The organism is Acinetobacter sp. 24-47-67 (genome assembly GCF_056779735.1).
This window is the reverse complement of the sequence record NZ_JBWYIK010000003.1, coordinates 143,102-157,227: the sequence shown is the minus strand read 5'-3', so window position 1 is coordinate 157,227 and position 14,126 is coordinate 143,102. Positions and strand designations below refer to the sequence as shown.

At 41.9% G+C, this 14,126-nt stretch carries 11 protein-coding genes and 1 riboswitch; of the genes, 2 read left to right on the top strand and 9 right to left on the bottom strand.

The genetic code is table 11. The features are described 5' to 3' along the window. Positions 1-112: 112 nt before the first annotated feature. Positions 113-874, top strand: a complete 762-nt coding sequence (locus AC1M9K_RS06315) for a putative porin (protein WP_481588806.1) — start codon at positions 113-115, stop codon at positions 872-874. Positions 875-912: 38 nt separating this feature from the next. On the opposite strand, the gene recJ is transcribed toward AC1M9K_RS06315, so the two are convergent. From recJ to AC1M9K_RS06270, 9 genes are all read right to left on the bottom strand, one after another. Further along, a complete protein-coding gene (gene recJ / locus AC1M9K_RS06310) occupies positions 913-2,616 on the bottom strand; it encodes a single-stranded-DNA-specific exonuclease RecJ (RefSeq protein ID WP_481588805.1) in 1,704 nt (567 codons plus the stop codon). After that, the gene (gene pdxH, locus AC1M9K_RS06305) at positions 2,617-3,273 is read right to left on the bottom strand and encodes a pyridoxamine 5'-phosphate oxidase (RefSeq protein WP_092766509.1); all 657 of its coding nucleotides are present in this window, start codon (positions 3,271-3,273) and stop codon (positions 2,617-2,619) included. Positions 3,274-3,287: 14 nt separating this feature from the next. Further along, entirely contained in the window at positions 3,288-4,622 is a 1,335-nt protein-coding gene (gene glmM, locus AC1M9K_RS06300; RefSeq protein WP_481588804.1) for a phosphoglucosamine mutase, read from the bottom strand. A 125-nt stretch (positions 4,623-4,747) separates the two neighbouring features. Further along, positions 4,748-6,214, bottom strand: coding sequence for an IMP dehydrogenase (gene guaB, locus AC1M9K_RS06295; RefSeq protein ID WP_481588803.1), 1,467 nt, complete (start codon positions 6,212-6,214; stop codon positions 4,748-4,750). A gap of 177 nt (positions 6,215-6,391) precedes the next feature. Next, positions 6,392-6,757: a YkgJ family cysteine cluster protein gene (locus AC1M9K_RS06290; protein ID WP_035265816.1), complete on the bottom strand. Its 366-nt coding sequence runs from the start codon at positions 6,755-6,757 to the stop codon at positions 6,392-6,394. Positions 6,758-6,971: 214 nt separating this feature from the next. Next, positions 6,972-7,547, bottom strand: a complete 576-nt coding sequence (locus tag AC1M9K_RS06285) for a TMEM165/GDT1 family protein (RefSeq protein WP_035265818.1) — start codon at positions 7,545-7,547, stop codon at positions 6,972-6,974. Positions 7,548-7,622: 75 nt separating this feature from the next. Then, a riboswitch (yybP-ykoY riboswitch) is annotated at positions 7,623-7,765 on the bottom strand. A gap of 89 nt (positions 7,766-7,854) precedes the next feature. Then, entirely contained in the window at positions 7,855-9,837 is a 1,983-nt protein-coding gene (locus tag AC1M9K_RS06280; RefSeq protein ID WP_481588802.1) for a 2-oxo acid dehydrogenase subunit E2, read from the bottom strand. A 2-nt stretch (positions 9,838-9,839) separates the two neighbouring features. Beyond that, entirely contained in the window at positions 9,840-12,542 is a 2,703-nt protein-coding gene (gene aceE / locus AC1M9K_RS06275; protein ID WP_092766512.1) for a pyruvate dehydrogenase (acetyl-transferring), homodimeric type, read from the bottom strand. Between the two features lie 302 nt (positions 12,543-12,844). Next, entirely contained in the window at positions 12,845-13,552 is a 708-nt protein-coding gene (locus AC1M9K_RS06270; protein ID WP_481586873.1) for a M23 family metallopeptidase, read from the bottom strand. 107 nt (positions 13,553-13,659) lie between these two features. On the opposite strand from AC1M9K_RS06270, the gene AC1M9K_RS06265 reads away from it, so the two are divergent. After that, on the top strand, positions 13,660-14,103 hold the full coding sequence (locus tag AC1M9K_RS06265; protein WP_035265826.1) for a DciA family protein: 444 nt from the start codon (positions 13,660-13,662) through the stop codon (positions 14,101-14,103). Positions 14,104-14,126: the final 23 nt, after the last annotated feature.

Here is a 14,126-nt window from a genome sequence, read left to right as displayed (position 1 = left end):
AAAATCCCGATGGAATGTCATTTTTTGTGCATTGACTCATCCCCTTTTGTTCTTACAATAGAAATCAGCTGTCACAAAACAGTCATATTTCTATAACAAAGAGAGTCAATATATGTTTAAAAAAATTACACTTGCGACTGCACTTATTGCAAGCTTAGGAACTGCACATGCGTATCAAGCTGAAGTTGGGGCTACAGCCAAATTGATCGATCCTGATAATGGTAGCAATTCTGCAGGTTTTGCGCTTGATGGCACATATTATTTTAATCCTGTTCAAATCAAGAACTCTCCATTGAACGAAGCTGCATTTTTAAATCGTTCAAGCAACGTGAATGCACAAGTGTCTTATGACGACTTTGATGTAAACGAATATTGGAATTATGGTGTTGGAGTTGAATATTTTGTTCCAAACACTGATTTCTATCTAAATGCCAATATTTCTCAGGAAACTGAAAAAGCTCCGAATACTCCCGACTTTGATATAACTTTCTATAAAGTTGAAGCTGGTTATTTCTTAGCACCATCTTTATTGGTCGCAGCTGGTTTACGTGGTTGGGATCATGATTATGATGATGGCATTGACCCTACTATTCGAGCAAAATATGTCACTCAAATTGGCGCAAACGATGTGAATTTAGAGGCTGGTGCTGCATTTGGTGATTTAGACGAGTTCTCTTTAAGAGGCGATTATTACATTGATAAAACACTCAGCGTGGGTGTCGACTATTTCAATCAAGATTTCAACGGCGGATCTTTTGATGAATTTGGTGTAAATGCTAAAAAATTCTTCAATCAGCAAGTAAGTGTCGAAGGTCGAATTGGTTTTGCAGATAACGGTAATACCTTTGCTATACGTGGTGCATACCGCTTCTGATCTTTGAGTGCTAAAAACCGCTCTGATGAGCGGTTTTTTTATTGATGCATATGTACAATGCGCATTTGTAAACTGGTATTACCATTAAAGGTATTTTTATCCAGCTCATAGACCAAGCGAATTTCATTGAGCATCGGATCAAACTGATATTTATCTGCTGCGTTAAAGGCGATTGCCTCTACCACTTGACCATTTTCTAAAGCTACACGCAGTTTCAAGTGCACATCCTTCAGCCAGCGATAATCCAAAATTTTAAATACTCCCTCGAATACAGGCGCAGGAAACTTTTGCCCCCAAGGACTTAAATTTTGTAATACGTCCACCGTTTCAATTTGGAAAGCTGAAGCTGGCAACTCCCCATCCGTCCATAAGGTTGCAGTAAACAGACTTTCATCTTGACTGGCAATCAACTGCTCAAATACCTGCTTAAACTCAGCAAAATGTTCTTTTTTAATGGTTAGACCTGCAGCTGCAGCATGCCCACCAAAGTGACTGACAATATGTGGATATTGCTCAGCCACACGCTCAATCGCATCCCGAATATGAATTCCCTCAATTGAACGCGCTGAACCTTTGATATGAATGCCATCTTCATCACGGGCAAAAACGATACTCGGACGATGGAACTGCTCTTTTAAGCGTCCTGCCACAATTCCAATCACACCTTGATGCCAATGTGGCTCAAACATAATTAACGCTGCAGGTATTGCATCCTTATCTAGCTGAATTTGATCTAATGCAGTCAATGCTTCTTGTTTAATTTTACCTTCTACCTGACGACGTTCCACATTGAGTTGATTCAGCTGTTCCGCTAAAGGATATGCTGTAGCCAAGTCGGATGCCAAGAGACATTCGATGCCAATGTCCATGGTTTCCATACGCCCTGCCGCATTAATTCGCGGTCCAATCACAAAACCTAAGTCTTGCGCTTTCAGTCCTGCAGGATCACGTTTGGCAATATCTAATAAGGCTGAAATCCCAGGGCGACATAATCCTTGTTGAATCCGCTTTAGACCACTGTCGATTAAGATTCGGTTGTTATAGTCCAAACTGGCAACATCGGCATAGGTCCCAAGCGCAACCAAATCCAAATAGCTGATCATTTGTGCAAAAGACTTGCCCATTTTTTTACGATGACTGGATAGGTTCGCCAACACATAAAAGGCAACTCCTACTCCTGCCAAAGCTTTACTTGGAAACTCACAACCGAGTTGATTCGGATTCACCACTGCCTCAGCCATAGGCGTTGGCTTGGTTGTGAGATGGTGATCGGTAATAATTACTTGCATCCCATGATCTTGAGCTTGCTTAACTCCATCATGACTTGAAATACCATTGTCGACCGTAATCAACAAATCAGGCGTAAAGTTGGCAAACGCAAGATCTGCTATAGCAGGTGTCAAACCATAGCCATACTTAAAGCGATCAGGGACTAAGTAATCAACATCTGCCCCCATGTCACGCAATGCAAGCATCATCAGTGCTGTACTGGTTGCACCGTCAGCATCGTAGTCACCGACAATCACAATTTTTTTGTGTTGATTGATGGCTTGGTCAATCAACTGAATTGCAGCATCCAAACCTTTCATGGTTGGCGCCAATAAATGTTTTAATTTCAGTTCTAATTCTTGTTCAGATTCAACGCCACGACGTGCCAAAATTTCGGCAATAAATGAAGGCACGCCCTGAAAATTTTCAGGGCGTGTTAAAAATGGACGTTGCTTGATTTCAAATTTTGGCATTTATGGCATCAATCGTTGTAATTTCCACGCACCGTCGATTTTTTCATAACACAAACGGTCGTGCAAACGGTTTGGGCGACCTTGCCAGAACTCATAATAATCTGGCTCTATACGGTAACCACCCCAGAAGCCAGGCTTATCTAAAGTTTGTTGATCTGCCACACGCTCATGCAAATCATTAAAGCGTTGCTGTAGCTCGTCACGGCTCGCAATCACACCACTTTGTGGGGTACTAATATGCGCTGCAATTTGACTATCACGCGGACGCTTATGGTAATAATCAGCGGATTCTTGTTCCGAAATTTTTACCACTCGACCTGAAATGCGAATTTGGCGTTCTTGTTCTGCCCAATAAAACAGAATTTGCGCATAAGGATTGGCTACTAAGTCGAGTCCTTTTTGGCTGTCATAATTAGTATAGAACGCATAACCATTTTCATCCGCACCTCGAAGTAATACGGTACGTACGTGCGGTCGACCATCGGCATTTGCCGTAGCCAATGACATGGCATACGGTTCGTGAAGCTGAGCTTCTAACGCATGGTTAAACCACAATAGAAACTGTTCATGTGGATCAGCATTCACTTGATCCTCATGTAATTCGCCTTTTTGATAATTTAGGCGCAGTTCACTGAGATCTTTAATCAAATCACTCATGAGTCAATCCCCGATTAAGCTGCTGCATTAGCACGTACAGCATCTGCCAAAGCATGTGCCAGTGCAGTCACTTCTTGAAGATTATCACCTTCAACCATCACACGAATTACAGGTTCAGTCCCTGACTTACGAATCAGTAATCGACCACGACCTTTAAGTTGCGCTTCGGCTTTGGCAAATTCTGCAGCCAATGCAGGTACTGAGTATGGATCAAACATTGCATCTAAACGGACATTTACAAGCACGTTTGGCAGTAATTTAAAGTCAGCAACCAACTCGTGCAATGCTTTCTTCTGTTCAACCATGACAGTTAAGACTTGTAGGGCTGCAATAATCGCATCACCTGTGGTGCTCTTGTCTAGAGTTAAAATGTGACCTGAAGGTTCACCACCAATAACCCAACCGTTTTCCTCTAAACCTTGCAATACATAACGGTCACCAACTTTGGCACGTAGCAGTGGAACTTCTGCTTTTTCAAGTGCTAATTCAAGTGCCATATTGCTCATGAGCGTACCGACAATACCGGCTGGTTTATTGGCACTTTGTGTCGCCAAGATATATAGAATATGATCGCCATCAATCAGCTTTCCATTCTGATCCACTAGAATGACACGATCTGCATCGCCATCAAATGCAATACCCAAATCTGCTTGATGCTCAACAACAGCAGCTTGCAAACTCTCAGGATGAGTTGAGCCACAGCCTTGGTTAATATTCAAACCATTCGGTTCATTATGAATCGCAATCACTTTGGCACCGAGCTCACGGAATACCGCAGGACCCACGTTATATGCTGCTCCATTGGCACAGTCGACGACAATCTTTAAATTGTTTAAATCATAATGGTATGGGAACGTTGATTTACAAAATTCAATATAACGACCTGGAGCATCATCAACACGCACACTTTTTCCTAGACTCGCAATATCATCAATGACAATATCTTTCTCGAGTTCAGCATTAATCTCATCTTGAAACTCGTCTGGTAATTTTTTTCCTTCTGAAGAAAAAAACTTAATGCCATTATCATGATAAGGGTTATGTGAAGCTGAGATGACAATCCCTAAACTGGCATGCAAAGCACGAGTTAAATGAGCAATGGCAGGCGTAGGTAATGGACCCAATAAATGCACATAAACACCAGCTGCGTTTAAACCCGATTGTAAAGCCGCTTCTAAAATATAACCTGATAAACGAGGATCTTTGCCCATCACCACAATCGGTTTATTTCTTTTTGTTCTACACTTAAGTACTTTACCCGCAGCAAACCCTAATTTGAGTGCAAACTCAGGTGTGATTGGAAATACACCGAATTTCCCACGAATACCATCAGTACCAAAATAACTCATTCATTCTCTCACTTCTTAGCGGGTGATTAACATCATCCTTTTTCAATGCGCACCACTTTACACCAAAATAAAAAAACCGTCATTTACATGACGGTTTTTTTTAAAAATTGTTTTATAACAGGCAATTAACCAACACGGTAATTCGGTGCTTCTTTAGTAATGGTCACATCGTGAACGTGTGATTCAGACATACCCGCAGACGTGATTTTCACGAATTTCGCATTTTGACGAAGATCTTCAATCACTGCAGAGCCTGTATAACCCATAGATGAACGTAAACCACCCATCATTTGATGCACGATGTTGCCCATTGGCCCTTTGTAAGGTACGCGGCCTTCAATACCTTCTGGAACCAACTTCTCAGCACCTGCTTTAGAGTCTTGGAAATAACGATCCGCAGAACCTGTTGCACCCGCCATTGCACCCAATGAACCCATGCCACGGTAAGCCTTGTAATAACGACCTTGGAAGAATTCAACTTCACCCGGTGCTTCTTCAGTACCAGCAAGTAAAGAACCCACCATAATCGTGCTTGCACCTGCACCGATCGCTTTTGCCATATCACCTGAGAAGCGGATACCACCATCAGCGATCAATGGAATTTGATCTTTCAGTGCGTTAGCAACAGAATCGATCGCCGAAATTTGTGGCATACCAATACCTGCAACAATACGAGTCGTACAGATTGAACCAGGACCGATACCTACTTTCACAGCATCTGCGCCTGCATCAAGTAAAGCCAATGCAGCATCGCCAGTCGCAATGTTACCGCCAATGACTTGAACTTGTGGGTAGTTGGCTTTAACCCAACGTACGCGCTCGATAACACCAGCAGAGTGACCATGTGCAGTATCGACTACAATCACGTCAACACCCGCATCAACCAATGCTTCAACACGGCTTGGAGTTTCTACACCTGTACCAACTGCAGCACCCACACGTAAACGACCTAAGTCATCTTTACAGCTATTTGGATAAAGCTCAGCCTTATTAAAATCTGTTACAGTGATTAAACCTTTTAGTTCGTTGTTTTCGCCAACAACAATCACTTTCTCAATGCGATTTTTTTGGAGAAGTGCCTGAATGTTTTCTTTCGATTCACCTTCGCGAACGGTGACCAAACGATTTTGACCAGTCATGATGTTGCTTACTGGCTGTTCAAGATTAGTTTCAAAGCGTGTATCACGACCTGTCACAATACCAACTACTTTGCCATCTTTCACCACTGGCACACCGCTGATATTGTTCGCTTGCGTAATTGCGATTAACTCACGCACAGTCGTTTCAGGGGTTACTGTAATTGGATCTTTCACCATGCCTGCTTCGAATTTTTTCACACGGCGTACTTCAGCAGCTTGCGCTGCAATATCCATATTTTTATGAAGGATACCAATACCGCCATTTTGTGCCATTGCAATTGCCATACGGGATTCAGTCACCGTATCCATTGCTGCAGACACAAGAGGGATATTCAAATTAATGCCGCGAGTTAAACGTGTCTTTAGAGAGACATCTTTTGGGAGAACAGTAGAGTAGGCAGGGAGTAATAGGACATCATCAAAAGTTAACGCGTCTTGAACGATGGTCAACATAACAGTCTCACTGGTAATTTCCGTGCGCCATTATATACAAATTTTAAGGTAAATTTCATTTCTTATTATCGACAATTTTATGAAATTTACCCATCACTCCTATTTTCATGCAATTTATTATCCAAAAAAATCATAATAAGAGCATATAAAACAGAAGCATATTTTAAATCATTCAAATTAACTGACCTGATCGTAATCCTCATCATTCGACGATGGAACAATTTCAATATCAATTAATGGGATCAGATGATGGGCTTGTCGAGCTTTGGCACATTGCGCATCTCCGGCTTGGACCTCTCTACACGATGAACTGCGAACCGTATAGATCGAGCAAGAGACCTGCTTCCCTATTTCTCCTTCTAGAGCAACGCATCGCGGGTTAGTTTGATTCGTCCCCACCATACAAGCATATACAGGGTTAATATCCTCAACCATCTCGGTAGGGATGTTCATCGCTTCCGCACCATAAAATGAAACACGGAAATAGGCACAACAAGCACCACAACTTAAACACGCATCCTGTGCAGAAATCTGAGAGAGCATTTTTAAATCTCTTAAAAATAATTTTTTAGTGACGAAATCCTAAAAAAACTTAATTTCAAAAACAAGATTTTTTTTATTATATTTATTTACTAATCAATAACTTCCATTAAAAAAATGCACCATTATGAATCACTTTCATGGTGCATTATTTCAATACTATTTATAAATAAACTAAATCTTTTGAAGATTCAGATCTTTATGCGTATACAACCATTTATAAACAATAATGTTGCACTAAAGTGCCCACACCAATGACAAGGAAAATTATTGCGCCAATTTTGTGAATCAAGGAGATAGGTAATCGATTCGCCAATTTATCACCAATAAATACTGCCGGCGCATTAGCGATCATCATACCTAATGTCGTTCCAGCCATCACCCACCAGATACTGTCAAAACGTGCAGCAAGTGCCACTGTCGCAATCTGCGTTTTGTCGCCAATTTCAGCCAAGAAAAATAAAATAAACGTCGCTCCAAAAACGCCAAATTTTTGCCATTTTTGAATACTTCCTGACTCATCCTCTAGTTCATCAGGGACCAGCATCCAAGCAGCCATAGCAATAAATCCTATTGCTAGAATCCACATGAGGATCTCGGGACTTAAAATTGTTGTAACCCATTGTCCTAGAGCAGCGGAAACTCCATGATTGACAATTGTCGCTAACAAAATAGCAATTAAGATTGGAACGGGTTTACGAAAGCGTGCAGCAAGAAGTAAAGCTAACAATTGGGTTTTATCACCCATTTCAGCTAGTGCGACGATACCTGTAGACAGAAGGAATTCATACATGATGTCTTTCTCTGGCTAGCATAACAAATACCAATGACCCACCATCCCTGCTAGCCAAAAATCCGCAGAATGGTAAATCAAAGGTCTTGCCAACAAAAGAAAGCTCAAATAGAGCTCATTTGGTTCTTTGCTATGATGACCATGCTCGTTTTAGAGCAAATATGTTGACCATCACCTGTTCTATTGCAGAACAGCGGCTACTCCCCAATGAAGTTTATCCATTATAAGCCTGGCTTTTTGTTTTTACAAATAAAAAACCCCACCGAAGTGAGGTTTTGATTCTGCAGACAAAATACGTTAAAAATATTTAGATGAGCAATGTACGAATATCTTTAAGCAGCTTCGTCAGTTTATTGGTAAAGCGAGCAGCATCAGCACCATTAATGACACGATGGTCATAAGACAATGACAATGGAAGCATTAAACATGGATCAAAACCTTGTCCATTCCACACAGGTTGCATCGTTGCAGGTGAAATACCCAAGATTGCCACTTGCGGCCAGTTGACAAGCGGAGTGAATGCCGTACCACCAATTGCGCCTAGGCTTGAAATCGTGAAGTTGGCACCTTGCAGATCTTTCGGTGACAATTTCTTATCACGTGCTTTTTGACCCAACTCACCGAGTTCAACTGCGATTTGCTTAATTGATTTTTGATCTGGATTACGTAGCACAGGCACTGTTAAACCATCTGGTGTAGCAACAGCAATGCCCATATGGATTTCTTTACGCAGTAATACGGTTTTGCCATCATCAGACAAGTGACCTGCAAACTCACGTTCTTCTTTTAGCAAATGCGCTACAGCCTTGATGATGAATGCCATAATGGTCAGGCTAATGCCTTCTTTCTTAAAGTTGCCTTTAAGCTCATTACGCCATGCTTCAAGCTCCGTAATATCTGCCGCATCGAATTGGGTCACTTGCGGGATATAATTGTTCAATGACAACTGTGGAATAGACACTTGCTGTAAACGTGTTAACGCTTTTTCTTCTACACCACCAAAGGCATCAAAACTTGGTAATTTAGGCAATCCTGCTGGTGCAGCAACTGTCGGTGCAGCAGTTACAGGTGCTGGTGCAGTTAAACGTGTTTTCACATACGCAAAGATGTCTTCTTTCATTAAGCGTGCATGTGGACCAGAAGCTTTGACTTCTGCCAACACAACACCAAGCTCACGCGCCAACTTACGTACCGCAGGACCAGCATATACTTTGGCATTTGCTGCATTTTGCTCTTTGGTCAGTTTATCTGCTGAAGGGGCTGCTGTTTGTACAGGAGCAACCGCTGCTTGCGCAGGGGCAGCTTTTGGTGCTTCCGCTTTTGTAGTCACTGGTGCTGATACAGGGGCTTCTGTAACTGGGGTTGCTTGACCTTCAGCTTCAATCGTGACTAAAGCCACACCTTCAGACACATTTTGACCCAATTCAATATGAATTGCGGTAATCACACCTGTGGTGGTACTTGGTACTTCAACGGTCGCTTTATCTGATTCAACCACAATGATGCTTTGGTCTTTTTCAACCTTATCACCAACAGCCACTAAAATTTCAGCTACAGCAGCTTTGTCTACACCTAAGTCAGGGACAGCAATCTCAATTTTACCTGCTGGCGCTGAAGCAACTGTCGCTTTTGTTGATTCTGCAGGTGGTGCCTCTGCAGATGGAACAGTCGTCGGTGTAGTTTCTGCAGAAGCTTGCGCCGCGGTTGATGCTGAAGCTGCTGTTTTCACTTTCAGAATCACAACACCTTCTTTCACTGTATCACCGACTGAAATTTCAATCGATTCAACTGTACCCGCAACAGCACTTGGAACTTCAACTGTCGCTTTGTCAGACTCAACGACAATGATACTTTGATCGGCATCAATTTCGTCGCCAACCGCAACCAAGATCTCACCCACAGTGGCTTTTTCAACACCAATGTCTGGTACTTGTACATCAACGGTTTCAGACGCCGTTGATGCTGCTTTAGGCGCTTCCGCTTGAGATTGGGCTACAGGTTCTGCGTGAGCTTGTGCTTTCGATTCTTCAACTTGTGCTGTAGGTGCTTCAGATGACGTTTGCCCCTCCGCTTCAAGCTCTACCAAAGCCGCACCTTCAGCAACTTCGTCACCAAGGCTCACCAGAATACTTTTCACCACACCTGCTGAAGTGCTTGGCACTTCAACAGATGCTTTGTCAGACTCCAACAAAACAATGCTGTCATCGACACTAATCGTATCACCCACTTTGACCAAAATTTCAGCCACTGTGGCTTTATCTACACCAATATCAGGAGTCGTAATTTGCATGCTTAGTTCTCCTCTTTGTAGTCAGCTACAGCGTGAAGTTCAGGCGTTGTTTGAGGTGCCCAAGCGACTGGACGGTCAGTATCTAATTCAAAGCTAGAAATCGCATCCTTAACTAGACGCGCATCTACTTCACCCTCGTCAGCAAGTTTCTTCAATGTCGCAACCACAATATGCGCAGCATCTACACCAAAGTAGCTACGAAGTTTTGCACGTGTATCTGAGCGACCATAACCGTCTGTACCTAATGCTACAAATGGACGATTATCTGGAAGGTAAGCGCGAATTTGCTCACTGTAAGCACGCATATGATCAGTTGCAGAAACGACGATACCTTTCGTACCACGCAACTGCTTCGACACCCATGCTTCTTTCACATCTTCAGTAAGTGGATGTAAACGATTATATTCTTCGCACGCCATACCATCACGTGCAAGCTCATTAAAGCTTGTTACGCTGTAGACATTCGAATGAATTTGATATTCATCACGTAAGATTTGAGCCGCTTTAATCACTTCACGCAGAATTACACCTGAACCTAAAAGCTGAACTGTGGCTTTTTCATCTTCCTCAAGTAAATACATACCACGTTTAATGCCTTCTTCAGCACCTTGTGGCATCGCTGGATGCTCATAGTTCTCATTCATTACAGTTAAGTAATAGAACACACGCTCCTGATCCACATACATGCGTTTTAGACCGTCATGTACAATCACCGCAAGTTCATATCCGAAACATGGATCATAAGAAATACAATTTGGAATCGTATTCGCAAGAATATGTGAGTGACCATCTTGATGCTGTAGACCTTCACCATTCAGCGTAGTACGACCAGCAGTTGCACCCAATAAGAAACCTTGCGCCTGTGCATCACCTGCCGCCCATGCAATATCACCAATACGTTGGAAGCCAAACATTGAGTAATACATGTACATCGGGATCATAGGAAGGTTATTGGTTGAATAACTTGTTCCTAAAGCAGCCCAAGCACTCATCGCACCTGCTTCATTGATCCCCTCTTGAAGCATATGACCATCTTTCGCTTCACGGTAATGCATCAACTGCTCTTGATCTTCAGGGGTATATTTTTGACCGTGCGCGGCATAAATGCCCAATTGACGGAACATCCCTTCTAAACCGAAAGTACGCGCCTCATCTGGAACAATTGGTACTACACGGTCTTTAATTGCTTTTTCTTTCAGTAGTGCAGAGATCAAACGTACCATCACCATGGTCGTTGATTGTTGCTTACCATTAGAACCAGCTAACACTGCATCAAATACAGACAACTCAGGAATCGCTAAAGATTCACTTTCTTTACGACGTGCTGGTAAGTAACCTCCTAAAGCCTCACGACGAGCCTTCATATACTTAATTTCAGGCGAGTTTTCACTTGGTCGATAAAATGGAACTTCTTCAAGTTGCTCATCGGTAAATGGCAAGTTGAAACGATTACGTACATATTTAAGCGATTCAAGTTGCATTTTCTTGATTTGATGCGTTTTATTGACCGCTTCAATTTCTTCAGATAAGCCGTAACCTTTAACAGTTTTCGCGAGAATAACCGTTGGCTGACCTGTAGATTTCATGGCTTCTGCATAAGCAGCATATACTTTGTAAGGATCGTGACCGCCACGATTTAAATTATCGATATCTTCATCACTTAAGTGTTTAACTAACTCTTCAGCTTCAGGATATTTACCAAAGAAGTGCGCACGTGTATAAGCACCACCTTTCACTTGATAACGCTGATAATCACCATCTACAGCTTCTTCCATAATGGCTTTAAGCGCACCAGATTCATCTTTAGCAAGTAGTGGATCCCAATGACGACCCCATACTACTTTAATCACGCGCCAACCTGCACCACGGAATAGAGACTCAAGTTCTTGGATGATCTTACCATTACCACGAACTGGGCCATCTAAACGTTGCAAGTTACAGTTTACAACCCAAACCAAGTTGTCTAACTTTTCACGACCTGCCAACGAAATTGCACCAGTACTTTCTGGTTCATCCATCTCACCATCGCCAAGATAAGCCCAAACCTTACGATCTTCTTCTTTAATCAAACCGCGGTTCATCAAGTACTTTTGAATATGTGCTTGATAAATGGACATGATTGGACCTAGACCCATCGATACCGTTGGGAACTGCCAATAGTCTGGCATTAAGTACGGATGTGGGTACGAAGGTAAACCAATACCATCAACTTCACGACGGAAATTGTTCAGATGCTCTTCAGTTAAACGACCTTCCAAGAATGAGCGCGCATAAATCCCTGGTGCACAGTGACCTTGATAATAAATCATGTCACCGCCGAAGTTATCACTGTTGGCACGGAAGAAATGGTTAAAGCCAACATCATATAAAGTTGCAGAAGATGCAAAGCTGGCTAAGTGACCACCAAGATCGTCGCCTGTTTTATTGGCGCGAAGCACCATTGCTAAAGCATTCCAACGAATCAAAGCACGAATTCGGCGCTCCATATCTGGATCACCAGGCATTGCAGGTTGCTCTTCTACTGAAATCGTATTTAAGTAAGGAGTATTTAGACGCTGAATGGGAACATGTTTCGCAATCGCACGTTGATACAGTTTTTCAAGAAGAAAGGCTGCTCTTTCCGTCCCCATATGCTGTAAAACAGAGTCAAAAGCGTCCTGCCACTCTTGGGTTTCTTGTGCGTCGGTATCACCGTAATACGCCATATTACACCTATATTCATGCCTATTTGTATGCCCTATATTTAACATATTTTCGCGATTCGCAGTTATGGCTATAAATGAATACGACATTAGAATAATATTTCGATAATAAATAGTACTTGACCATTTATTACACAAATTAACACTAAAACGCCAATTCTGCTGTTTTTTTATACAAAGCTTTATTTTAATCTTGAATTTAGTCAGGTGACCTGACTGCAAAAACGAAAATCGCCAAGACTATGCTTGGCGATTTATTCAAATGACTTAACAATGGATGTGTATTAATGAGGTTTGATAATTAATTAAGGCAACATCGCTAGGTAAGTTGAAGGATTTTTACGCTGACCATCTTTGACCACTTCATAATGTAAGTGAGGACCAGTACAGCGTCCAGTACAACCTACATTGGCAATATGCTCACCAGCAGTGACTTTATCACCTACTTTAGCAATTAAGCGTGAAGCATGTGCATATCGTGTGATATACCCATTACCGTGGTTGATTTCGACATATTGACCATAACCTGTGCCCCAACCTGATTTGGTCACTATACCTGGACCAGTTGCATAAATTGGAGTGCCTGTTGGTGCAGCAAGATCTAAGCCTGAATGGTTTTCAGCACGACCGCCCATTGTTCGGCCGCCATAATTTGAACTGACACGACCAGTTGGAAGCGGGTGTGTCACTAACCATGAATATGCATTATTTGAAGAGTAACGATTTGAACTTGTCGTTGTAGTTTTTTGAGCAGGGTATTTACTATTAAGCAGCGCATTATTTAATTCGATTGGATCCGCCTTCGCTCGAACTGTCACATCGACTTGTGCTGTCGCTGGAATGTCCATGTCATCAGGATGACTATAAGAACCTTGTGATAGTGTTCTTGTTAACTCTTCCAATCGATCAGGATTGGAGGCTTGTGTGGCATCTAATTGAACTAAATCTGCAAATGCAACCGAAGCTGCTGAAGCTGCTAAAGAAAACGCTAATAAAATACGTCGCGTATACATATAAACCTCATTAAACTGTTCTTACTCAAGTCTCTTGTGTGATCTCTTCCTTGATATCGAAAGAAACAAGCGTTTAAGATTAAGACAAAACAATGTAGGAACAATGTATGTCAGAACCAAAAAATATGTTTCAACAAACAAGACAACACATAAAAACAGGAAACTTATCGTTTCTCACAAAGCAAGTTGCTGACTGGCAGAGACTTACAAAATTAATTCAACCGCTATTGCCCAAAAATGAACAATGGCAAGTTGTCTGTTATCAATACGGTATTTTGACCATCACCGGTGAAAATCAAGCCATGATTAGTCAACTCGGTTACCTTCAAAAACAGTATATTTCTCAGTTATCACAAATCCCTGAACTCAAAGATTTACAAAAAATTCAAGTTCGTCTTCGAGCAAAAAAAGAAATTCCCCAAACACAAACTGAAAATTCCAAAACTTCTTTATGTCCGACAACGCAAGAAATGTTACTCAACGCTGCTAGTTTTGTGAACGATCCTAAGCTTAGCCAAGCTATGATACGTTTGGCAAGCAATAAAAAGTAACAGGACCATTTGATTTAAACGTC